This is a genomic window from Bradyrhizobium sp. B124 (genome assembly GCF_038967635.1).
Taxonomy (GTDB): domain Bacteria; phylum Pseudomonadota; class Alphaproteobacteria; order Rhizobiales; family Xanthobacteraceae; genus Bradyrhizobium.
In genome coordinates, this window is record NZ_CP152413.1 from 1,287,116 (window position 1) to 1,309,293 (window position 22,178).

The following is a 22,178-nucleotide window of genomic DNA, read 5'->3' on the forward strand; positions in this document are numbered from 1 at the left end:
GGCGGCGGCCTTACTGCGTAACCAGCGCGGCTGCCTTCACGGCAGTCACGGCGGTGTTGTAATTGTTGACGAGCTGCTGGACCGAGGCGGCCGACATGTCGAGCACCGGCTTCGGATAGACGCCGAACAGGATGGTCAGCGCGATCAGCGGGAACAGCGTCACGCATTCGCGGAAGGTCAGATCCTTGATCGACATCAGCGACGGCTTGACCAGCGCGCCGAACACCACCTTGCGGTAGAGCCAGAGCGCGTAGCAGGCCGACAGGATCACGCCCGTGGTGGCGAAGAACGCCGTCGGCAGCGAGATCTTGAAGGTGCCGAGCAAGGTCATGAACTCGCCGACGAATCCGCTCGTGCCCGGCAGACCGACATTGGCCATGGTGAAGACCATGAAGGTCATCGCATAGAGCGGCATCCGATTGACGAGGCCGCCATAGGCCGCGATCTCGCGGGTGTGCATGCGGTCGTAGACGATGCCGACGCAGAGGAACAGCGCGCCGGAGACGATGCCGTGCGAGATCATCTGGAACATGCCGCCGGCGACGCCCTGCGTGGTCACCGCGAAGATGCCCATGGTGACGAAGCCCATATGCGCGACGGACGAGTACGCGATCAGCTTCTTCATGTCCTCCTGCATCATCGCCACCAGCGAGGTGTAGATGATGGCGATCACCGACAGCGTGAACACGAACGGCGCGAAGTCGTGCGAGGCCAGCGGGAACATCGGCAGCGAGAAGCGCAGGAAGCCGTAGCCGCCCATCTTCAGCAGGATCGCGGCCAGGATCACCGAGCCCGCCGTCGGCGCCTCGACATGCGCGTCAGGCAGCCAGGTGTGCACCGGCCACATCGGCATCTTCACCGCGAACGAGGCGAAGAAGGCGAGCCACGCCCAGGTCTGCATCGAGCGCGGCACCGCGGTGTGCATCAGGGTCGGGATGTCGGTGGTGCCGGCGTTCCAGTACAGCGCCATGATGGCGAGCAGCATCAAGACCGAGCCGAGGAAGGTGTAGAGGAAGAACTTGAACGAGGCGTAGACCCGGCGCGGACCGCCCCAGACGCCGATGATCAGGAACATCGGGATCAGGCCGCCCTCGAAGAACAGATAGAACAGCACGAGGTCGAGCGCCGAGAAGGTGCCGACCATCAGCGTTTCCAGGATCAGGAACGCCATCATGTATTCGCTGACGCGCTGCGTCACCGACTTCCAGCTCGCGATGATGCAGAGCGGCATGATCGCGGTGGTCAGGATGATCAGCGGCAGCGAGATGCCGTCGATGCCCATGTGATAGGTGATGCCGGTGGCAAGCCAGGACGTCTTCTCGACGAACTGGAAGTCGGACTGCGCGGGATCGAAACGCGCGACCAGGATCAGCGACACCGCGAAGGTGATCAGCGTGGTCCACAGCGCGATCCAGCGCGCCGTGCGGCTCGCGGTCTCGTCGCCGCCCCGCGCCAGCAGGTAGACCAGGATCGCGCCGACCGCCGGCAGGAAGGTCGTGACGGAAAGGATGGGCCAGGTTGTCATTTACTGGCCTCCCAAGCCGAACATGAACCAGGTGATCAATCCGGCGGCCCCGATCAGCATCGCGAACGCGTAGTGATAGAGGTAGCCGGTCTGCAATTTCACGACGTTGCGGGTGACGTCGAGCACGCGGGCCGAGACGCCGTCCGGACCGAAGCCGTCGATGACGAAGCCATCGCCCTTCTTCCACAGCGTGTAGCCGAGCCACTTCGCCGGGCGCACGAAGATCCAGTCGTACAGTTCGTCGAAGTACCATTTGTTGAGCAGGAACTGGTACAGCATCGGCTGCTGGTTCGCGAGCTCGACCGGCAGATACGGCCTTGCATAGTAGAAGATGTAAGAGACGAGGAAGCCAAGCACCATCATGACGAACGGCAGCTGCCCCAGCAGGAACGGCATATGTTCCATATCTTCGAGGATGTGAGGATTCATCTTCACTGACTCACGGAAGAATTCCTCGACGCCGTGAGGGCTCGCGAACACCTCCTTGAACGGATAGCCGGCGAGAATCGACCCGGCCGCGAGAATGCCTATCGGAACCAGCATCCACAACGGGCTCTCGTGAGCCGCCTCATAGTGCTTCTGGTCGTGCGGCTGGCCGAAGAACGTCTTGAAGATCAGGCGCCAAGAGTAGAACGAGGTCAGGCCGGCGGCGACGATCGTCAGCAGATAGGCGTAGATCGCAATTGGATTATGCGAAGCATAAGCGGCTTCGATGATGGCATCCTTCGAGAAGAAGCCGGCGAAGCCCGGCACACCAGTGAGCGCCATCGTGCCAATTGCCATCACCGCGAAGGTGTACGGAATCTTGCGCCACAGGCCGCCCATGTTGCGGATGTCCTGCTCGTGGTGCATCGCGTAGATCACCGAGCCTGAGCCCAGGAACAGCAGCGCCTTGAAGAAGGCGTGCGTGAATAGATGGAACATGCCGACCGAATAGGCCCCCGCTCCCATCGCCACGAACATGTAGCCGAGCTGCGAACAGGTCGAGTACGCGACGATGCGCTTGATGTCGTTCTGCACGAGGCCGATCGTGGCGGCGAAGAACGCCGTGGTCGCGCCGAAGAACATCACCACCGCCTGCGCGGTCGGTGACAGCTCGAACAGCGGCGACAGCCGCGCCACCATGAAGACGCCGGCGGTGACCATGGTCGCGGCGTGGATCAGCGCCGACACCGGGGTCGGGCCTTCCATCGCGTCCGGCAACCAGGTGTGCAGCAGGAACTGGGCGGACTTGCCCATCGCGCCCATGAACAGGAACAGACAGGTCAGCGTCAGCGCATCGGGATGCCAGCCGAAGAAGTCGATGGTCTTGCCGGTCAGCCCGGGCGCGGCGTGGAAGATGGTCTCGAAATCGGTCGAGCCGACCAGCGCGAAGATCGCGAAGATGCCGAGCGCGAAGCCGAAGTCGCCGACGCGGTTGACCACGAAAGCCTTGATGGCCGCCGCATTGGCCGACGGCTTCTGGTACCAGAAGCCGATCAGGAGGTAGCTCGCGAGACCCACGCCTTCCCAGCCGAAGAACAGCTGCACGAGGTTGTCCGAGGTCACCAGCATCAGCATCGCGAAGGTGAACAGCGAGAGATAGCCGAAGAAGCGCGGCCGGTTCGGGTCCTCGTCCATGTAGCCGATGGAATAGAGGTGGACGAGCGCGGATACGGTGTTGACCACGACCAGCATCACCGCTGTCAGGGTGTCGACCCGCAGCGTCCAGGCAACCTGGAGGTCGCCCGAGGTGATCCAGGGCAGCAGCACGACGCGCGCGTCATGGTGCATGAAGCCGACGTCGACCAGCATGAACCAGGACAGCGCCGCCGAGACGAACAAGAGACCCGTGGTGATCAGCTCGGCCAGCCGGGAGCCGGCCGCCGCCGGCTCGGCGACATGGTGGTTGTCATGGCTATGGTCGTCATGGCCGTGATCGTCGTGGGCTGCCGACGCATGGGCATCGCCATGCGCATCGTCGTGATGGTCGACGGTGTCGCCGCTCGGGCAGCGCGCATGCGCGCCGACCAGCGAGATGATCCCCGCGAGAATGGCTCCCAGCAGAGGCAGAAATACGATTGCCTGTATCATCGCCGGATTAGCCCTTCATCAGATTGACGTCTTCAACCGCGATCGAACCGCGGTTGCGGAAATACACCACCAGCACGGCAAGGCCGATTGCGGCCTCGGCGGCGGCCACCGTCAGCACGAGCAGCGCGAACACCTGGCCGACGATGTCGCCGAGGAAGGTCGAGAACGCCACCAGGTTGATGTTGACCGAGAGCAGGATCAGCTCGATCGACATCAGGATGACGATGATGTTCTTGCGGTTGAGGAAGATGCCGAGGATCCCGAGCGTGAACAGGATCGCGCCGACCGCCAGATAGTGCCCGAGCCCGATCGTCATTTCACCCACTCCGCCGCATCGGCATCCTGCAGGCCCTGCCCCGACGCCACCTTGCGCATCGCCATCGCAATCTCGGGCGTGCGCGCGTTCTGCACGTTGATGTTCTGCCGCTTGACGTTGGCCTTGTGGCGCAGCGTCAGCACGATGGCACCGATCATCGCGACCAGGAGCACCATGCCGGCGAGCTGGAAGTAATGGATGTACTTCGTATAGAGCACGAGGCCGAGCGCCTCGGTGTTGCTGACATTGGTCGGGATCGCCGCCGTGATCGTCTTGGTCACGGACGGGTTGATCACCCAGGCGCCGACCACCAGCAGCAGCTCGAACAGGAAGATGCCGCCGATCACGATGCCGATCGGCAGGTACTGCATGAAGCCCTCGCGCAGTTCGACGAAGTCGACGTCGAGCATCATGATCACGAACAGGAACAGCACCGCGACGGCGCCGACATAGACCACGATCAGCATCATCCCGAGGAACTCGGCGCCCATCAGGATGAACAGGCCCGAGGCGTTGACGAACGCCAGGATCAGGTACAGCACGGAGTGCACGGGATTGCGCGAGACAATCACCATGACCGCCGAGGCCACGCAGGCCGCGGCAAACAGATAGAAGAACAGCGCCGGAAGGATCATGCCCTCACCTCACCGGTACGGCGCGTCGAGCGCGATCGACTTCGCGAGCTCGCGCTCCCAGCGGTCGCCATTGGCGAGCAGCTTCGCCTTGTCATAGTAGAGTTCCTCGCGGGTCTCGGTCGCGAATTCGAAATTCGGTCCCTCGACGATGGCGTCCACCGGGCATGCCTCCTGGCACAGGCCGCAATAGATGCACTTCACCATGTCGATGTCGTAGCGCACCGTGCGGCGGGTGCCGTCGTTGCGGCGCGGGCCGGCCTCTATCGTGATCGCCTGCGCCGGGCAGATCGCCTCACACAGCTTGCAGGCGATGCAGCGTTCCTCGCCGTTCGGATAGCGGCGCAGCGCGTGCTCGCCGCGGAAGCGCGGCGAGATCGGCCCCTTCTCGAAGGGATAGTTCAGCGTCGGCTTCGGCTTGAAGAAATAGCGCATGGCGAGAACGAACGCCGAGACGAATTCCGAGAGCAGAAGCGAGCGGGCTGTTGCGTTGACGTTGACACTCATGACGACCTCACTTCGGCGCGATGCCGGCGAACTGCAGCACACCGGCCACGATCACCACCATCGCCAGCGACAGCGGCAGAAACACCTTCCAGCCGAGCCGCATCAGTTGATCGTAGCGGTAGCGCGGCACGATCGCCTTCGCCATCGCGAACATGAAGAACATGAAGAACACCTTCAGGGCGAACCAGACGATGCCCGGAATCCAGGTGAACGGCGGCAGGTTGACCGGCGGCAGCCAGCCGCCCAGGAACAGGATCGAGGCCAGCGCGCACATCGTGGTGATCGCGACATACTCGCCGAGCATGAACAGGAGATACGGCGTCGAGCCGTATTCGGTCATGAAGCCGGCGACGAGCTCGGACTCCGCTTCGACCAGGTCGAACGGCGGACGGTTGGTCTCCGCCAGCGCCGAGACGTAGAACACCACGAACATCGGGAACAGCGGCCACACATACCAGTTCAGGATGGTGAGCTGCGGCAGGCCGATCAGGTGCGCGAGCCCGCGGCTGTTCTGGGCCTCGACCACCGCCGACAGGTTCAGCGAGCCGACGCAAAGCAGCACGGTAATGATGACGAAGCCGATCGAGACCTCGTAGGACACCATTTGCGCCGCCGAGCGCAGCGCGGCCAGGAACGGGTACTTCGAGTTCGACGACCAGCCGGCCATGATGACGCCGTAGATCGACAGCGACGAGATCGCGAAGATGTAGAGAATGCCGACATTGATGTCGGAGATCACCCAGCCGAGATTGAACGGGATCACGGCCCAGGCGGCCAGCGCCAGCACGCAGGAGACCAGCGGCGCCAGCAGGAACACGCCCTTGTTGGAGCCGGACGGAATCACCGGCTCCTTCAGCACGAACTTCAGGAGGTCGGCGAAGGATTGCAGCAATCCGAACGGGCCGACCACGTTGGGGCCGCGGCGGATCTGCACCGCCGCCCAGATCTTGCGGTCGGCGAGCAGGATGTAGGCGATCGCGATCAGCAGCACGACGAGCAGCAACAGGCTTTCCGCGACCATGATGATCAGCGGCCAGAGGAAGCCGGTCCAGAACGAGCTTGCGAAGAATTCAGCCATCAGGTCACGCTCACTCCGCTGCCGTCAGCATTCGCCCCGACGCCAGCCGCGAGCATTCCGCCATCACGGCAGAGGCCCGCGCGATCGGGTTGGTCAGATAAAAATCCTCGACGGTCGGCTTGAATGCCGCCTTGTCGACGCTGCCGCCCTTGCCAGCCAGCGCCTTGACGTCATCAGCCTTGCCGGCCTCGATCTGGTCGAGCCGCATCAGATGCGGATAGGTCTTGAACATCGCCTGGCGCAGCGCCTGCAGCGAGTCGAACGGCAGCTTCTTGCCGAGCACGTCGGACAGCGCGCGGATGATCGCCCAGTCCTCGCGGGCTTCGCCCGGCGGGAACGCGGCGCGGTTGGCGATCTGCGCCCGGCCCTCGGTGCTGACGTAGATGCCGGACTTCTCGGTATAGGCGGCGCCCGGCAGGATCACGTCGGCGCGGTGCGCGCCCTGGTCGCCATGGGTGCCGATATAGACCACGAAGGTGCCATCCGGCGCCTTGATCTCGTCGGCACCGAGCAGGAACAGCACGTCGAGCGTGCCGAAGGTCGTCATCTGCGCCGCGGTCAGGCCGCCGGCCGAAGGCGAGAAGCCGATATCGAGCGCACCGGCGCGCGAGGCGGTGTCCTGCAGCACGGCAAAGCCGTTCCAGCCGTCTTTCAGCGCCCCGACGTCGACGGCGAGCTTGGCGGCCTGCGCCAGCACCGCCGCGCCGTCATGCCTGGTGTAGGCGCCGGCGCCGACCAGGATGATCGGGTTCTTGGCGTTCTTCAGCACGTCGGCAAAGGAGTGCTTGCCGGCCGCGAGGTCCGCGAGCGTGTCGGTGCCTGCGCCGAGATAGTCGTGCTCATAGGTGAAATCGGCCTTGGCGCCGATCATGCCGACCTTGAGCCCGCCGGTGCGCCAGCGCTTGCGGATCCGCGCGTTCAGCACGGCAGCTTCCTTGCGCGGCTGCGAGCCGATGATCAAGATCGCGTCGGCCTGGTCGATGCCGGCAATCGTCGGGTTGAAGATGTAGGAGCCACGGCCGGCCTTGGCGTCGAACGCGTCGCCGCCCTGCACTGCCAGGTTGACCGAGCCGAACTTCGCGAGCAGCTCCTTCAGCGCATACATTTCATCGACCGCGGCGAGATCGCCGGCGATCGCACCGATCCGCTTGCCGTCGATGCGGCCGGCCTTGGCGGCGATGGTAGCAAAGGCTTCCTGCCAGGTCGCCGACTTGAGCTGGCCGTTCTCACGCACATAGGGACGGTCGAGGCGCTGCGTGCGCAGGCCGTCGACGACGTGGCGGGTCTTGTCGGAGATCCACTCCTCGTTCACCGACTCGTTGATGCGCGGCAGGATGCGCATCACCTCGCGGCCGCGGGTGTCGACCCGGATCGCGGAGCCGACGCCGTCCATGACGTCGACCGACTGCGTCTTGCCGAGCTCCCAAGGGCGCGCCGCGAAGGCATAGGGCTTCGAGGTCAGCGCACCGACCGGGCAGATATCGACGAGATTGCCCTGCAGCTCCGAGCTCAGCGCCTGCTCGAGATAGGTGGTGATCTCCATGTCCTCGCCGCGCCCGGTCGCGCCCATTTCCGGCGCGCCGCAGACTTCGGCGGAGAAGCGGACGCAGCGCGTGCACTGGATGCAGCGGTTCATCGAGGTCTTGACCAGCGCGCCGAGATACTTGTCCTCGACCGCGCGCTTGTTCTCGGCGAAACGGCTGGTGTCGACGCCGTAGCCCATCGCCTGGTCCTGCAGATCGCACTCGCCGCCCTGGTCGCAGATCGGGCAGTCCAGCGGATGGTTGATCAGCAGGAATTCCATCACGCCTTCGCGCGCCTTCTTGACCATCGGCGAACGGGTCGAGATCTCCGGCGGCTCACCCTTCGGTCCCGGACGGCAGTCGCGCACGGCCCAGGCGCAGCTGGCGACCGGCTTCGGGCCGCCCTTCACCTCGACCAGGCACATCCGGCAATTGCCGGCGATCGACAACCGCTCGTGATAGCAGAAGCGCGGAATCTCGGCGCCGGCCGCCTCGCACGCCTGCAACAGCGTGTACTCCGGCGGCACATCGATCTCTTTGCCATCGACGATGATCTTGCTCATGTCTCTTCTCTACTCCGCCGCGACCATGTGGACGGGATCACGAACGCCCTGATCGTCGAGATCGGCCTTGTGCGAATACTGATCGATGCGCTCTTCGATCTCGTGACGGAAATGCGCAATCAGACCCTGGATCGGCCACGCTGCTGCGTCGCCGAGCGCGCAGATGGTGTGGCCCTCGACCTGCTTGGTGACCTCCAGCAGCATGTCGATCTCGCGCTTGTGGGCGCGGCCGTCGGCCATGCGGGTCAAGACGCGCCACATCCAGCCGGTGCCCTCGCGGCACGGCGTGCACTGGCCGCAGCTCTCATGCTTGTAGAAATAAGAGATGCGCGCGATCGCCCGGATCAGGTCGGTCGACTTGTCCATCACGATCACGGCCGCGGTGCCGAGGCCCGAGCGCAGCTTGCTCAGGCTGTCGAAATCCATCGGCGTGTCGATGATCTGCTCGGCCGGCACCATGCGCACCGACGAGCCGCCGGGGATGACCGCCTTCAGATTGTCCCAGCCGCCGCGAATGCCGCCGCAATGCTTCTCGATCAGCTCGCGGAACGGAATCCCCATCGCCTCTTCGACGTTGCAGGGCCGCTCGACATGACCGGAGATGCAGAACAGCTTGGTGCCGACATTGTTCGGCCGGCCGATGGCGGCGAACCAGGCGGCGCCGCGGCGCAGGATGTCCGGCGCGACCGCAATCGACTCGACGTTGTTGACGGTGGTCGGGCAGCCATAGAGACCGACATTGGCCGGGAACGGCGGCTTCAGCCGCGGCTGGCCCTTCTTGCCCTCGAGGCTCTCGAGCAGCGCGGTTTCTTCGCCGCAGATATAGGCGCCGGCGCCGTGCGCGACATAGATGTCGAACGGCCAGCCGTTGATGTTGTCCTTGCCGACCAGCTTGGCCTCGTAGGCCTGGTCGATCGCCGCCTGCAGCCGCTCGCGCTCGCGGATGAACTCGCCGCGGATGTAGATGTAGCAGGCATGTGCGCCCATCGCGAAGCTCGCGAGCAGGCAGCCTTCGACCAGCAGATGCGGATCGTGCCGCATGATCTCGCGGTCCTTGCAGGTACCGGGCTCCGACTCGTCCGCGTTGACGACGAGATAGCTCGGACGGCCGTCCTTGGACTCCTTCGGCATGAAGGACCACTTCATGCCGGTCGGGAAGCCCGCACCGCCGCGGCCGCGCAGGCCCGAGGCCTTCATCTCGTTGATGATCCAGTCGCGGCCCTTGTCGATGATCCCCTTGGTGCCATCCCAGGCGCCTCTGCGGCGCGCGCCCTCGAGGCCCCAATCATGCTGGCCGTAGAGGTTCTTGAAGATGCGGTCCTTGTCGTCGAGCATGCTCAAAACTTTCCGAACATCACCGATTGGCTTGCGAATAAGCGAGCCCGGCAGCACAGCCGCCGAACACGATGGCCCACAACAGGCTGGATTCCAGCGTCGCGCTCAGGCCGTAACGTTGCAGCAGGAACATGAAGCCGGCCGCGACAGTGGTATGCAGGGCGATCGTGCGCCAGGCCTTCATCGCAGCGCCCCTCCCCACCTTGTATTCCTGCCCGTTTGCCTGCACCTGAAAGCCCCCCATCAGGTGGTTTCCTTCAGCGTCGTCGGCCCGCCTGCGGGCGCCGAGAACTGACGGTCGACCTGCGGGCCCGGCTTCGGCGGATTGCCGGCAGCAAAGCCGTCGAGCACCTTGCCGAAGCTTTCCTTGGTCAGATCCTCATAGGTGTCCTTCCAGATCAGCACCATCGGCGCGTTCACGCAGGCCCCTAAGCACTCGACCTCTTCCCAGGAAAAGTTGCCGTCCTTCGACAGCTGGAAAGGATCGTGATGGATGCGATGCTGGCACACCTCGATCAGGTCGGCGGCGCCACGCAGCCGGCACGGCGTGGTGCCGCAGACCTGGACATGCGCCTTCTTGCCGACCGGCGAGAGCTGGAACATGGTGTAGAAGGTCGCGATCTCCAGCATGCGGATATGCGGCATCTCGAGCAGGTCGGCGACGGCGCGGATCGCCGCTTCCGAGACCCAGCCGTCATGCTGCTCCTGCACGCGCCACAGAATCGCGATCGCAGCCGAGGCCTGACGTCCCGGCGGATATTTCTCGATCTGCTTCTTGGCCCAGGCGAGATTCTCGTCCGTGAACGTGAAGCTCGCGGGCTGCAATTCCTTCGGGGCAAGGCGGCGGACGGACATCGATCAAACTCTCATTGCGGGCGGTGCGGATGCGGACATCATCACCGGTCGACCTCGCCGAACACGATGTCCAGCGAGCCAAGGATGGCGGAAACGTCGGCCAGCAGATGGCCCTTGCAGATGTGATCCATCGCCTGCAGATGGGCGAAGCCCGGCGCGCGGATCTTGCACTTATAGGGTTTGTTGGTGCCGTCGGCGACGAGATAGACGCCGAACTCGCCCTTCGGCGCCTCGACCGCGGCGTAGACCTCACCGGCCGGCACATGCACGCCCTCGGTGTAGAGCTTGAAGTGATGGATCAGCGCTTCCATCGAGCGCTTCATGTCACCACGGCGCGGCGGCGCGATCTTGTTGTCTTCGACCACGACCGGGCCCTGCCCGTCCGCCGCCTTCAGCTTCTGGATGCACTGCTTCATGATGCGCACCGACTGACGCATCTCTTCCATGCGGATCAGGTAGCGGTCGTAGCAGTCGCCGTTCTTGCCGATCGGAATGTCGAAATCCATCTCGGCGTAGCACTCATAGGGCTGCGACTTGCGCAGGTCCCAGGCCGCGCCCGAGCCGCGCACCATCACGCCGGAGAAGCCCCACTCCCAGGCCTCCTTCAGCGGCACCACGCCGATGTCGACGTTGCGCTGCTTGAAGATGCGGTTGCCGGTCAACAGCGTGTCGAGGTCGTCGACGACCTTGAGGAACGGATCGCACCACGCCTCGATATCGTCGATCAGCTTCGGTGGCAGATCCTGGTGCACGCCGCCGACCCGGAAGAACGCCGCGTGCATGCGCGAGCCCGAGGCGCGCTCGTAGAACACCATCAACTTCTCGCGCTCTTCAAAACCCCACAGCGGCGGGGTGAGCGCGCCGACGTCCATCGCCTGCGTGGTGACGTTGAGCAGATGGGAGAGAATGCGGCCGATCTCGCAATACAGCACGCGGATCAGCTGGCCGCGGCGCGGCACCGTGATGCCGAGCAGCTTTTCCGCCGCGAGGCAGAACGCGTGCTCCTGGTTCATCGGCGCGACGTAGTCGAGCCGATCGAAATACGGAATCGCCTGCAGGTAGGTCTTGTGCTCGATCAGCTTCTCGGTACCGCGGTGAAGCAGACCGATATGCGGATCGACGCGCTCGACGACTTCGCCGTCCAATTCGAGCACCAAGCGAAGCACGCCGTGGGCGGCCGGATGCTGCGGCCCAAAGTTGATGGTGAAATTGCGAAGATTCTGTTCGTTCATGATCAGGCCTTCGGTTCCGCCTTCGCCTTTTCGTCACCCGGCAAGGGGTAATCGGCCCCTTCCCACGGAGACAGGAAATCGAACTTGCGGAATTCCTGGTTGAGCCGGACCGGCTCGTACAGCACCCGCTTCTCCTGGTCGTCGTAGCGCACCTCGACGAAGCCGGTCAGCGGGAAATCCTTGCGCAGCGGATGGCCATCGAAGCCGTAATCCGTCAGCAGGCGGCGCATGTCGGGGTGGCCGATGAAGATCACGCCATAGAGGTCGTAGGTCTCGCGCTCGAACCAGTCGGCGCCGGGGAAGACGCCGATGATCGATGGGACCTGCGTGGTCTCGTCGGCCTGGCCGCGTACGCGGATGCGCGTGTTCAGCGTCGGCGACAGCAGATGATAGACAACATCGAAGCGCTTTTCGCGGCTCGGATAGTCGACCGCGGTTGCGTCGGTGAAGCTGACGAAGCGGCAGTTCGGATCGTCACGCAGAAAAGTGACGACGTCCACGATTCTGCCAATCTCGACGTCGATAGTGAGTTGATTGAACGCGACCGAGTGCGCCGTGGCGGCGCCCGGAAGCGCGCTCACGATCGTCTGCCCAAGGGCGTCGAGCTTGCCGTCGTCCATGCCTGAAACCTTAGCGTTCGATAGTGCCGATACGGCGGATCTTCTTCTGCAGCAGCAGCACACCGTAGAGCAGCGCTTCCGCCGTGGGCGGACAGCCCGGCACGTAGATGTCGATCGGCACGATGCGGTCGCAGCCACGCACCACCGAGTACGAATAGTGGTAGTAGCCGCCGCCGTTGGCGCAGGAGCCCATCGAGATGACGTAGCGCGGCTCCGGCATCTGGTCGTAGACCTTCCGCAGCGCGGGCGCCATCTTGTTGGTCAGCGTGCCCGCAACGATCATCACGTCGGACTGCCGCGGCGAAGCACGCGGCGCGAAGCCGAAGCGCTCGACGTCGTAGCGCGGCATCGAGACCTGCATCATCTCGACCGCGCAGCAGGCGAGACCGAAGGTCATCCACATCAGCGAGCCGGTGCGCGCCCAGGTGATCAGGTCATCGGCCGCAGCGACGAAGAAGCCTTTGTCGGACAGCTCGTGATTGACCTCGAGGAAAAACGGATCATTGGCGCCGACCGGCTTGCCGGTCGACGGGTCGAGAATGCCTCTCGGAGCTTGCGCAATCGCCGGCTGCGAGGTTGCGGCGGTGGGGCTCAATCCCATTCGAGCGCGCCTTTCTTCCATTCATACGCGAATCCGACCGTCAGCACGGCCAGGAACACCATCATCGACCAGAAACCGGTCGCGCCCAGTTTTCCGAACGCCACGGCCCACGGGAACAGGAATGCCACTTCGAGATCGAAGATGATGAAGAGGATCGCCACCAGATAGAAGCGGACGTCGAACTTCATGCGGGCGTCGTCAAAAGCGTTGAATCCGCATTCATAGGCGGACAGCTTTTCCGGATCCGGCGACTGGAACGCGACCAGGAACGGCGCGATCAGGAGCGCCAGCCCGATCAGGCTCGCGACCCCGATAAAGACCACAAGTGGGAGATAATTCTGCAGGATGCCGGTCATCGGCGAGGCCTTCTTGCTGCGGTTTCGGACGTGCCGCAGATTCGTTGATTGGAATTGTTCTTGAGGCTTTAGCGCAGCGCAACAGGGGGCGCAAGACAAGCTATTTTGACGCTTTTACCGCCCCTTCCCGCGGGCTGATGGCCTCATCGGGCGGCTGCGCTGCCTCAATGGGCAACGGCCACCCGGTGCCCTGCGCTCTCCCCATATCAGCCCAGCTCCCGCTCGGCAGCGAGCATCTCAGCCGCGGTCAGCGTCAGCCGGTCAATATGTCCGAGCAGCAACTCAAGATCCTGCGGGCCGAGCTGTTCCAGCAGGCGCCGGTTTCGCTCCTGCGCGCCGGCCACAATGGCGTCATGGGCGGCGAGCCCGGCCTTGGTGAGGGAGACAAGTGTTTCCCGATTGTCACGCGGGTTGGCAGCCTTGGCGACCAGCTTGCGCGCGACGAGCTCGGCGAGCGCCCGGCTGATCTGGCCCTTGTCCATGCCGACGGCTTCGGCAAGCCGCACCACGCTCATCGGCGGCCGCCGGCCGAGCGAGGCAACCAGGCCGAACTCGACCGAGGACAGGCCGGTCAGCCGCTTGTAGCGCAGCAGTGCACCGCGCCTGAGCAGATTCGCTAGCAGCATCAGCCGCGACGACATCATCGCGGTGATCGGCGCCAGCTCGGCATCGACCACCGCCTCCGGCGGCAAGGCCCTCGCAGTCCTGAGCTTCTCGGTCATCGCCAACCTCTGCCAACAAAGCCTGTCGCTGCCAAGCTAAACGAGATCGTTGACATTGTCATCGATATATCGTTGACTTCGTCAACAACGTTGACTGGGGTCAACAGGTTGACCGCCATCAACGACACAGCGACCGCAGGCAGAAGTCCGGCGGCGGGAGGAAACCAGCATGACGACGACCCAGCTCGATCGCGATCTCGGCACGGCCTATGCGATGAAGCCGTCCACCACCCGGACCGAGCTGACCTCAGTCGTCCGCGGCACACCGATGGGCGAGCTGCTGCGTCGCTACTGGCACCCGATCGGCCTCGTCGGCGACGCCACCGATATCCCCAGAAAAGTCCGTGCGCTCGGCGAAGATTTGATCCTGTTCCGCGACGGGCATGGCCGGGTCGGCCTGCTGCATGCGCGCTGCTGCCATCGCGGCACCACACTCTATTACGGCAAGGTCGAGGAAGACGGCATCCGCTGCTGCTATCACGGCTGGAAGTTCGACACCGAAGGCCGCTGCCTCGAACAGCCCTGCGAGCCCGAAGGCGGCCTGTTCAAGGGCAAGGTGCGCCAGCCCTGGTATCCGGCGCAGGAACGCTACGGCCTGATCTTCGCCTATATGGGCCCGGCCGATAAGAAGCCGGTGCTGCCGCGCTACGAGTGCCTGGAGAATATGGACGACGGCGAATTCGTCGAGACCGACGATTCCTCGATCGGCGGCGGCGGGCCTGCCGTGATCCCGTGCAACTGGCTGCAGCATTTCGAGAACGTAGCCGACCCCTATCATGTGCCGGTGCTGCACGGCTCGTTCTCAGGACCGCAATTCACCACCATGATGGCCTCGATGCCCGAGGTGAAGTTCGAGATGTCGCCGCGCGGCGTCGCGGTGCGCTCGATCCGCCGGCAGGACGACGGCAAGGTGTTCTATCGCGTCACCGAGGCCGCCCTCCCCACGCTCCGCGTCGTGCCCAATCCGCGGGTCGCGCAATTCGCCCGCGTCGAATCGATCGGCTGGACCCTGCCGATCGACGACACCTCGTTCCGCATCTATGTCGCCGGCCGGGTCAAGAAGTCAGGCGATATCGGCCGCATGCGCTCGAAGTTCAACGGCAAGTTCTGGTGGGACATGACGGAGCAGGAGCACCAGCAATTCCCCGGCGACTACGAGGCGCAGGTCGGCCAGGGGCCGGTGACCATCCACTCGGAAGAGCATTTCGGCCAGAGCGACCGCGGCGTCCTGATGATCCGCCGGATGCTGTCTGACCAACTCGAGGCCATGGCCGCCGGCCGCGACACGATCGGCGTGTCGTTCGATGCCGATGCCAAGCCGGTCGAATTCGAGGCAGGGAATTATATCCGCGAGGCGTAAGGCCCGCGCGCAAGCAAACAAGAAAAGACAAGAGATCGTCGGGGGAGGAAGTCATGGTCGATGTCGCACCGCAGGCGGCTGCGCAAGCGCAAGTCAGCGCCAGGCCTGCTGCCCGCCGCTATTACGTCCTCGCCCTGCTCACGATCATCTACGCCCTCAACTTCCTCGACCGCACGATCTTCAATGTGCTGATCGAGCCGATCAAGAAGGAGTTCGCGCTCAGCGACACCACGATGGGCCTGCTCGCCGGGTTCGGCTTCGTGCTGTTCTATTCGCTGCTCGGCATTCCGATTGCGCGGATGGCCGATCGCCTCAATCGCCGCAACATCGTCGCGGCAGCCTTCGCGTTCTGGAGCGCGATGACCTATCTCTGCGGCATGGCCTCCAGCGTCACGACGCTGGCAATGGCGCGGGTCGGCGTCGGCATCGGGGAATCCGCAGGCACGCCGGCCTCGCAATCGATGATCGCCGATCTGTTCGACAAGAACGAGCGTCCGCGCGCGCTCGGCATCTACGCGATCGGCACCTATCTCGGCGTCTTCCTCGGCTATTTTATCGGCGGTTACGTCAATCAGCACTATGGCTGGCGGATGGCCTTCTTCACTGCGGGCCTGCCCGGCATCGCGCTCGCCGCGGTGCTGTGGCTGACGATCTCCGAGCCGAAGCGCGGCGCGATGGCCGAGACCTTCAAGGCCGAGCCGATCGGTCCGACGCTGGGCTTCCTGATGTCGCAGCCGAGCTTCGTCATCGTGCTGGTCGGCTTCTGTCTTACGACCTACACCAACTACGCCACCGCGGTGTGGATCCCGCCGTTCCTGGCCCGCATCCATCATCTGACCAGCGCCGAGATCGGCACCTATGCCGGCACCTTCAAGGGCCTCGCCGGCATGGCGGGCACGCTGATCGGCGGCCTCGTGGTGGCGCAGATCGGCCGCCGCGACGACCGCTGGAAGCTGTGGGCGCCCGCGATCATGTCGGGCCTCGCCGGTCCTGTCTTCGCGCTGTGCATGCTGACGCAAAGCTTCACGCTGATGGTCGCGACGCTGGCGCTGACCTCGTTCATGGTCGGCTTCCGTCTCGGCCCGATCTTTGCGATCGCCCAGACGGTCGCAAAGCCCAGCATGCGGGCGCTGGCCTCGGCGATCGTGCTGCTCACCGCGACCTGCTTCGGCCAGGGCGTCGGTCCCCTCGCCGTCGGCATGATCAACGACGCCCTGAAGGGCACATACGGCACGGATGCGGTTCGCTACTCGCTGCTGTCGGCCGCGGTGACGACGACGCTGGGCGCGCTGCTGTTCGTCTGGGCGGCGCGCTGGATCCGCGCCGATATCGCTCGCGCCAGCTAGGCGTCCATGAAGGCCATCAGGTCGGCCATCAGGCGCGCACTGTGCGTCAGAGGCAGAGCGTGCGGCGCGCCTTCATAGACGGCGAACTTGCTTCCCTTGATCAGAGCCGCCGTCTTCGCGCCGGTCAGCTCGAGCGGCGCGCTGGCATCCTTGTCGCCGTGCACGATCAGCGTCGGGCGGTCGATCCTTTTGGCCGCGGCACGCAGATCGGCAAACGAGATCGTCCTGCGGCAGGCCAGCGCCACCGGCAGCGGCACGCTCAGCATCATCTCCCTGATCCAGGCCCGCGTGGCGTCGGGCGTGTCGGGCATGAAGAACGGCGCCTCGTTCTCGCTCATCCATTTCGGGAAGTCCTGCGCGATCGCGGCATTCTGCGCCTCGACCATCGCTCTCGGCACCGCGACCGGATTGTCCTCGGTCTGGACGATGAACGGCGTGGTCGGCGCCACCAGGACCAGCCGCGCGACGCGACCGGCGCCGTGACGCGCCAGATAGTTCACCGCCTCGATCGATCCCATCGAATGCGCGACGATCGTGACGTCGTGGAGATCGTGCTGTTCGATCGCGGCAGCGACGTCATCGGTCAGCGTGTCGAGATCGTATCCCGTCATCGGCAGGTCGGAACGGCCATGGCCGCGCCTGTCAGGCGCGACGCAGCGATAGCCCCTGGCGTTCAGCGCCACGATCTGGCTGCCCCAGACGCTGGAATTGAACGTCCAGGCGGCAAGCAGCAGCACCGGCTTACCCGAGCCCCAATCCTGCACGAACAGTTTTGTGCCGTCGCTTGCGGTCGCATAGAGCGGTTTGCTGGCCATGATGGAAGTCCCTTTGCAGATCGATCGGCAACATCGCCGCCAATGCACCGACCATCGCAAAGGGAGATCGCGCACGCGATTACGCCTCAGGTAATCACGCGCGTGATGTAAGGCTTACGGAAACGAAAACGTTTCCGTCTCACCACTGATACCGCACCACGCCCTTGCCGGCGTAGCTCGAGGTGACGTTGGAGAACTCGCCCTCGAACGTTGCGGCCGCCGACCAGCCGTTTCGCCAGTTCATCTCGAGCGACGCCGTGGTCAGCGCGGAGTCGCTGGCCTGTGCGGCGCCGTTGACGACAAAGCTCGCGCCGGGCAGCGCCTGGAAGGTCGCGGCGGCCGAGCGGCTGGGATCATAGTCATGCGCCCAGGCGAAACGCGTGCGCAGCGTCAGGATGCCGTCCAGCACCGGGAAGGATTTGTCGGTGCGGAGGCCGAGCTCGCTGCGTGTGTCGGTCAGGCTCTTGCCGCCATAGGTCAGTGCAAAGGTCGAGAGGCCCGAGATCACCCGCTCGGCGTAACCAGGCAACTCGAAAGTCGTGAACTGGCCGGCGGCGTAAGGCGTGATGCCGACGCCGCCTATCCACGGCGCGACGAAACGATAGCCACCCTCGAGCCGCCCCGAATATGCGTTGGCATTGAACTCGGCGCGGAGCTGGTCGACGCCTGCCGCGGTCACGGTGCGGTTGGTAGTGATGTCCTGCCAGCCATAGGCGAGCGCGGCCGAGACATAGGCCGCGCCTTCGGTGTGGCGGACATAGGCGCCGGCCTGGAACAGATCGGACCGGCCGCTGCCGCTGCCCGCGACGGAGAAGCTGGTGCCGCCACCGGCGATCGCAAAGCCCGCAACGGTGTTCGGCGAGAACTGGTAGTCGGCACCGACCGCCGTGCCATAGACGCTGCTGGTGGTGTCGTTCGATCCGACGACGGCGTTGCCGCTGGTGGATTGCGAACCGCCGAAGCCGGCGGCCCAGACGCTCCAGCGCGGCACGAACGGCATCGGCGGTGCCTTGGTGAACATCGCGAACGCATCGGTCTTCCGGGTTACGGCATAGGCGCTCGTATCGCCCTCGTCCGCATAACCCGTTGCGCCCGGCATCGACCCTGATCCGCCGGTGCGGTTCATGAAGGGATCGGTGAGCAGCCCCATGAACAGGTTCATGGCATCGAACGTCGTCTGCTGCGAGCCGGTCGCCAATTCGCCGGAGGCCTGCGTCAGGCCCGCCGGGCTCAGCGTGCCGAACACCGTCGCAATGCCGCCGATCGCGTTGAAGTAATTGACCAGCGTGTTCGCGACGTTCTGCTGGTTGATGGAAAGGCCGCCGCCAAAGTTGGGAGGGGATGGCGGCGCAAAGTTTAGCGTGAGATTGAGATAGGCATGGGTGGCGTCGTAGCTCAGCGCGTCGCTGAAATTCGTCGGCAGGTTTGTATTGACGATGTTGGATGCAAACGTGCCGGATATGCCGCCAGCGGCGTTCAGGATCGTATACTGCCTGGAGATGTAGCTGCCGTTGGCGAACACGGCATTGACGGTGGCGCCTCCAAGCGTCGCGTTAGCGTTGACATTGGTCGATGCCGCAGCGGTCGGCGTCACCTGCACCTGATAAAACGCGCCGGATTGGAAAGCGAGAGCGCCGTTGATCGTCAGTGTGCCGGTCGGATCTGCAGCACTCCCGGGCGCAAGCGTGCCTCCGCTCATGATGGTCGTGGGTGCCGGAATGACGAAGCCGCCCCTCAAGGTGTCGCCGGTGACCGGCTCCTTCACCACAACCGTACCATCAACGGCGGTGGTGGCGCCGGGGTCGGCACCTGACAATGTCGACGTGACGCCATTGTGGAAAAAGACGACGGTCGGAGCACCGACGATGCCGGTGCCGCTCAACGTGCCGCCGGAATTGACCGTCACTTTCAGCGAGTTGGCGATCGTGCCGTCCACTTCAAGGGTGCCGCCGGTGACGGTGGTGGCGCCGGTGTAGGTGTTGACGCCGGTCAGGACTTCCTTGCCGCCGGTGATCGCGACGCCGCCCCCCGCACCGCCGTCCCCAATGACGCCGGCGAACGTACCGTTGGCATTGGTGAAGGTGAGCGTATTGGCACCGAGGTTCACGGTGCCGAAGATGCTGGTCCCGGAAAGACTGTTGATCGAGACGCCGCCACCCGCGCGCGATATATCGAAGATGCCATCGTTGATTACGGCCTTTGAGGACGCAATGCTGCCGCCGCTGATCAGGTCGAGCTCGCCGCCGGCGTTGATCGTGGTCAGCCCGGTATAGGTGTTGGCGCCGCCGAATCTCGCCAGGCCGCCAAGGGCGATCGTCACATTGCCGCCGGTGCCGCCACCAATGCCGCCATCCTGGATGACGCCATCGTAGGGGCCTACCCTGCTGGTGATGGTCAGCGTCTTGGCGCCGAGAGAAACGATGCTGAGGCCAGTCGGGTCATACAGGCCGGTGACGCTGGCACCGCTGTTGGTCTGCGAAATATCCAATGTGCCGCCCGAAGCGAACACGACATTGACCGAATTGGCGATCGAGCCGTTTCCCTTGAGCGCGAGCGTCGCGCCGGCATCGATCTGGGTAAAGCCGAAGTAGCCGTTGGCACCGGACAGGGTCTGCGTTCCGCCGGCGATCTCGAGGCCCCCTGTGCGCGAGCCGTTGATCGCGCCGGAAAACTCCGTCGAACCGCCGGTAATCACCAGCGCGTCGTTGCCGAGCGCAACCGATCCACCGCCCGCGAGCGTCGCGATCCTGTTGAGGAAGGACGATGATCCCGAAATATCGAATGTGCCATTGACTGTCACGACGCTCGAATTCGAGATGCTGCCGCCGCTCGACAGCGCCAGCGTCGCGCCGGAATTGATCGTCGTCCCGCCGGAATAGCTTTCCGCCGCCGTGAAGGTCAGCGCACCGCCGCTGCCGGAGTTCGCGACCGTCACGCCGCCTGTGCCGGTCAATGCCGTCGCGAGCGTCACGGCATTGCCGTTATAGTCGAACGTCGCGCCGCCGGAGCCGATCGCGTTCAGCCGACCCGAGATGTCGGCCGTGTTGCCGCTCGCCCATTGCAGCCCGCCGCCGTTGAGCGTGACGTTGCCCGAGCCGAAATTGTTCGCCGCATTGAAGTTGACCAGACCACCGCTCACGGTCGTGCCGCCCGAATAGGTGTTTGCGGCGGTGAGCGTCAGCGTGCCGAGCCCGGTCTTGGCGAGACTCCAGCTGCCGGCATTGACACCTGTGCCGCCGCTGCCGGTTTGGTCGGAGATGATATCGGAGACGGTTTGGTTCTGACCGGCCGCAGGACTGAAGGTCAGCGTGCCATTGCCCTGCAGGAACATCCCCGTGCCGAGAGCTGAGCCATTGCCGGCACCGACACCACCTGCTCCGCCGGTGACGCTGTTGCCGTTGACGGTAAAGGCGCCGGAAACATTGAGCGTTCCGCCACCCTCGACAAATACGGCACCGCCCGCGCCAAGCCCACCACCCGCACCGCCTTGGGAATCGTTACCGCCGTTGCCAGCGCCGAAACCGCCGAGATTGCCGCACGTCTGACCGGAATTGCCGCTGGCGCCGCCGCCACCACCACCGAAGCCGCCCTTCCCTGGATCGCCAAAGCAGCGCACGCTCCCGCCGCCACCGCCGAAACCGCCAGTTCCACCCGCGCTGTTGTTGCTGCCGCCGCCGCCACCACCGAAGCCGCCAGCACCGCCGCCGGCGCTCAAGCCTCCGGTGGTGGTACCAGCGCCACCGCCGATTCCACCACCGCCGCCGGCAGAACTGGTACCAATCCCCATGACCCCACCGCCGCCACCACCTCCACTCGCGCCCCCTGCGCCTGGCGTGGCACCACTAAAGGTGTCGGTCGCGCCGCTGCCGCCACCGGCAGCGCCGACAGCGATGCCCGCAGCGCCATTGCCACCCGTGGTGCCAGCCGCACCGGCCCCGCCATTTGCGCCGAGGCCAATCCCGCCGCCACCGCCACCACCGGCGTTGCCGCCGTTACCGCCATTACCGCCGAGCCCGCCGCCGCCACCGCCGCCACCGCCCGCGCCGTAATTGCCACCATTGCCGCCATTGGCCTGGTTGCTGGCGAGCGAAACATTGCTCACCGTGACGTTGGCGCCGCTGGCAACGAACAACGCTCCGCCGGCGCCCATCCCGCCGCCACCACCGCCATCAAACCCACTGCCGCCATTGCCGCCCCTGGCCACGGCATTCTGGATCGTCAGATTGTTGACCGCGACGGTGCCCGAGTAGACGAAGAATCCGCGCTGCACGCCACCGCCGTCGAGCGTGAAGTTGCCGCCGTTGATCGTGACATTGCTGCTCGAATTGATAATGGGCAGCGTTGTCCCGCCGGTCAGCGTGATGTTGCTCGTGATGTTGAGCGTATAGCTTCGGCCCGGATTGCTATCGATCGTCGTCAGCGCTGCGACCAGACTCGCTCCGTCGCTGGCGTTCAGCACCGTCTGGGCGCGCGCGCCGGTCCCGAACGCAACGAGCAAAGCAAGAGTTACGGCTACCCGTTGCAAAAAGGGGAAACGAAAGCGTTCAACAACGGACACGCGCATGGCATTCCAACTCGGGCCGCGCATCGGCGGCCACTGAAAATCTCAGCGTGAGGTTGTATCCCCTGAGACATCCTGCCGCATGACAAAAAGCCAAACTGGAACCGAAATCGCGACGATGTGCCTTCTTTGTCACAAGGCGAGGCCCACTTCGTCCC

General features: G+C 64.6%; 19 protein-coding genes. 2 read left to right on the forward strand and 17 right to left on the reverse strand.

Going from position 1 to position 22,178, the window contains the following annotated elements:
• Positions 1 to 10 precede the first annotated feature (10 nt).
• From AAFG13_RS05910 to AAFG13_RS05980, 15 genes are all read right to left on the reverse strand, one after another.
• Positions 11 to 1,525: an NADH-quinone oxidoreductase subunit M gene (locus AAFG13_RS05910; RefSeq protein ID WP_212314858.1), complete on the reverse strand. Its 1,515-nt coding sequence runs from the start codon at positions 1,523 to 1,525 to the stop codon at positions 11 to 13.
• Positions 1,526 to 3,598, reverse strand: a complete 2,073-nt coding sequence (gene nuoL / locus AAFG13_RS05915; protein WP_342711417.1) for an NADH-quinone oxidoreductase subunit L — start codon at positions 3,596 to 3,598, stop codon at positions 1,526 to 1,528. It abuts the gene before it with no gap.
• Positions 3,599 to 3,605: 7 nt separating this feature from the next.
• Entirely contained in the window at positions 3,606 to 3,914 is a 309-nt protein-coding gene (nuoK, locus tag AAFG13_RS05920; RefSeq protein WP_027537255.1) for an NADH-quinone oxidoreductase subunit NuoK, read from the reverse strand.
• Positions 3,911 to 4,549, reverse strand: a complete 639-nt coding sequence (locus tag AAFG13_RS05925) for an NADH-quinone oxidoreductase subunit J (protein WP_342711418.1) — start codon at positions 4,547 to 4,549, stop codon at positions 3,911 to 3,913. Before AAFG13_RS05925 ends, nuoK begins: the two co-directional genes overlap by 4 nt.
• A gap of 9 nt (positions 4,550 to 4,558) precedes the next feature.
• The gene (nuoI, locus tag AAFG13_RS05930) at positions 4,559 to 5,053 is read right to left on the reverse strand and encodes an NADH-quinone oxidoreductase subunit NuoI (protein ID WP_212314863.1); all 495 of its coding nucleotides are present in this window, start codon (positions 5,051 to 5,053) and stop codon (positions 4,559 to 4,561) included.
• 7 nt (positions 5,054 to 5,060) lie between these two features.
• Entirely contained in the window at positions 5,061 to 6,131 is a 1,071-nt protein-coding gene (gene nuoH / locus AAFG13_RS05935) for an NADH-quinone oxidoreductase subunit NuoH (RefSeq protein ID WP_212314864.1), read from the reverse strand.
• 10 nt (positions 6,132 to 6,141) lie between these two features.
• The gene (nuoG, locus tag AAFG13_RS05940) at positions 6,142 to 8,217 is read right to left on the reverse strand and encodes an NADH-quinone oxidoreductase subunit NuoG (protein WP_342711419.1); all 2,076 of its coding nucleotides are present in this window, start codon (positions 8,215 to 8,217) and stop codon (positions 6,142 to 6,144) included.
• 9 nt (positions 8,218 to 8,226) lie between these two features.
• A complete protein-coding gene (gene nuoF, locus AAFG13_RS05945) occupies positions 8,227 to 9,552 on the reverse strand; it encodes an NADH-quinone oxidoreductase subunit NuoF (protein ID WP_212314866.1) in 1,326 nt (441 codons plus the stop codon).
• Positions 9,553 to 9,571: 19 nt separating this feature from the next.
• A complete protein-coding gene (locus AAFG13_RS05950; RefSeq protein ID WP_207829785.1) occupies positions 9,572 to 9,796 on the reverse strand; it encodes a hypothetical protein in 225 nt (74 codons plus the stop codon).
• Positions 9,796 to 10,407 (reverse strand): NADH-quinone oxidoreductase subunit NuoE, encoded by a 612-nt coding sequence (nuoE, locus tag AAFG13_RS05955; protein ID WP_029080758.1) that lies wholly within the window; start codon positions 10,405 to 10,407, stop codon positions 9,796 to 9,798. The genes AAFG13_RS05950 and nuoE overlap by 1 nt, the downstream gene beginning before the upstream one ends.
• 41 nt (positions 10,408 to 10,448) lie before the next feature.
• Complete coding sequence (locus tag AAFG13_RS05960) at positions 10,449 to 11,639, reverse strand: NADH-quinone oxidoreductase subunit D (protein WP_092114645.1); 1,191 nt, start codon at positions 11,637 to 11,639, stop codon at positions 10,449 to 10,451.
• A gap of 2 nt (positions 11,640 to 11,641) precedes the next feature.
• Positions 11,642 to 12,259, reverse strand: a complete 618-nt coding sequence (locus tag AAFG13_RS05965) for an NADH-quinone oxidoreductase subunit C (protein WP_212314867.1) — start codon at positions 12,257 to 12,259, stop codon at positions 11,642 to 11,644.
• 10 nt (positions 12,260 to 12,269) lie between these two features.
• Positions 12,270 to 12,854, reverse strand: coding sequence for an NADH-quinone oxidoreductase subunit B (locus tag AAFG13_RS05970; RefSeq protein ID WP_175068371.1), 585 nt, complete (start codon positions 12,852 to 12,854; stop codon positions 12,270 to 12,272).
• Entirely contained in the window at positions 12,851 to 13,216 is a 366-nt protein-coding gene (locus tag AAFG13_RS05975; protein ID WP_018271860.1) for an NADH-quinone oxidoreductase subunit A, read from the reverse strand. The genes AAFG13_RS05970 and AAFG13_RS05975 overlap by 4 nt, the downstream gene beginning before the upstream one ends.
• A gap of 206 nt (positions 13,217 to 13,422) precedes the next feature.
• Entirely contained in the window at positions 13,423 to 13,938 is a 516-nt protein-coding gene (locus tag AAFG13_RS05980) for a MarR family transcriptional regulator (RefSeq protein WP_342711420.1), read from the reverse strand.
• A gap of 169 nt (positions 13,939 to 14,107) precedes the next feature.
• On the opposite strand from AAFG13_RS05980, the gene AAFG13_RS05985 reads away from it, so the two are divergent.
• Positions 14,108 to 15,298, forward strand: coding sequence for an aromatic ring-hydroxylating dioxygenase subunit alpha (locus AAFG13_RS05985; RefSeq protein WP_342711421.1), 1,191 nt, complete (start codon positions 14,108 to 14,110; stop codon positions 15,296 to 15,298).
• Positions 15,299 to 15,351: 53 nt separating this feature from the next.
• The gene (locus AAFG13_RS05990; RefSeq protein WP_342711422.1) at positions 15,352 to 16,644 is read left to right on the forward strand and encodes an MFS transporter; all 1,293 of its coding nucleotides are present in this window, start codon (positions 15,352 to 15,354) and stop codon (positions 16,642 to 16,644) included.
• Here AAFG13_RS05990 and AAFG13_RS05995 read toward each other — a convergent pair.
• Positions 16,641 to 17,459 carry an alpha/beta hydrolase gene (locus AAFG13_RS05995; protein ID WP_342711423.1) on the reverse strand — a complete coding sequence of 273 codons (819 nt, stop codon included), beginning with the start codon at positions 17,457 to 17,459 and terminating at the stop codon, positions 16,641 to 16,643. The two genes, AAFG13_RS05990 and AAFG13_RS05995, sit on opposite strands and share 4 nt — an antisense overlap.
• 139 nt (positions 17,460 to 17,598) lie before the next feature.
• A complete protein-coding gene (locus AAFG13_RS06000) occupies positions 17,599 to 21,957 on the reverse strand; it encodes an autotransporter domain-containing protein (protein ID WP_342711424.1) in 4,359 nt (1,452 codons plus the stop codon).
• Between the last annotated feature and the right edge of the window lie 221 nt (positions 21,958 to 22,178).

What these genes read in the sequence shown, in the direction of transcription:
- AAFG13_RS05910 (WP_212314858.1), bottom strand. Translation starts at nt 1,525, where the DNA reads ATGACAACCTGGCCCATCCTTTCCGTCACGACCTTCCTGCCGGCGGTC.
- AAFG13_RS05990 (WP_342711422.1), top strand. Translation starts at nt 15,352, where the DNA reads ATGGTCGATGTCGCACCGCAGGCGGCTGCGCAAGCGCAAGTCAGCGCC.
- nuoF (WP_212314866.1), bottom strand. Translation starts at nt 9,552, where the DNA reads ATGCTCGACGACAAGGACCGCATCTTCAAGAACCTCTACGGCCAGCAT.
- AAFG13_RS05925 (WP_342711418.1), bottom strand. Translation starts at nt 4,549, where the DNA reads ATGATCCTTCCGGCGCTGTTCTTCTATCTGTTTGCCGCGGCCTGCGTG.
- nuoL (WP_342711417.1), bottom strand. Translation starts at nt 3,598, where the DNA reads ATGATACAGGCAATCGTATTTCTGCCTCTGCTGGGAGCCATTCTCGCG.
- AAFG13_RS05985 (WP_342711421.1), top strand. Translation starts at nt 14,108, where the DNA reads ATGACGACGACCCAGCTCGATCGCGATCTCGGCACGGCCTATGCGATG.
- nuoI (WP_212314863.1), bottom strand. Translation starts at nt 5,053, where the DNA reads ATGAGTGTCAACGTCAACGCAACAGCCCGCTCGCTTCTGCTCTCGGAA.
- nuoK (WP_027537255.1), bottom strand. Translation starts at nt 3,914, where the DNA reads ATGACGATCGGGCTCGGGCACTATCTGGCGGTCGGCGCGATCCTGTTC.
- nuoE (WP_029080758.1), bottom strand. Translation starts at nt 10,407, where the DNA reads ATGTCCGTCCGCCGCCTTGCCCCGAAGGAATTGCAGCCCGCGAGCTTC.
- AAFG13_RS05960 (WP_092114645.1), bottom strand. Translation starts at nt 11,639, where the DNA reads ATGAACGAACAGAATCTTCGCAATTTCACCATCAACTTTGGGCCGCAG.
- AAFG13_RS05950 (WP_207829785.1), bottom strand. Translation starts at nt 9,796, where the DNA reads ATGGGGGGCTTTCAGGTGCAGGCAAACGGGCAGGAATACAAGGTGGGG.
- AAFG13_RS05965 (WP_212314867.1), bottom strand. Translation starts at nt 12,259, where the DNA reads ATGGACGACGGCAAGCTCGACGCCCTTGGGCAGACGATCGTGAGCGCG.
- AAFG13_RS05975 (WP_018271860.1), bottom strand. Translation starts at nt 13,216, where the DNA reads ATGACCGGCATCCTGCAGAATTATCTCCCACTTGTGGTCTTTATCGGG.
- nuoG (WP_342711419.1), bottom strand. Translation starts at nt 8,217, where the DNA reads ATGAGCAAGATCATCGTCGATGGCAAAGAGATCGATGTGCCGCCGGAG.
- nuoH (WP_212314864.1), bottom strand. Translation starts at nt 6,131, where the DNA reads ATGGCTGAATTCTTCGCAAGCTCGTTCTGGACCGGCTTCCTCTGGCCG.
- AAFG13_RS05980 (WP_342711420.1), bottom strand. Translation starts at nt 13,938, where the DNA reads ATGACCGAGAAGCTCAGGACTGCGAGGGCCTTGCCGCCGGAGGCGGTG.
- AAFG13_RS05995 (WP_342711423.1), bottom strand. Translation starts at nt 17,459, where the DNA reads ATGGCCAGCAAACCGCTCTATGCGACCGCAAGCGACGGCACAAAACTG.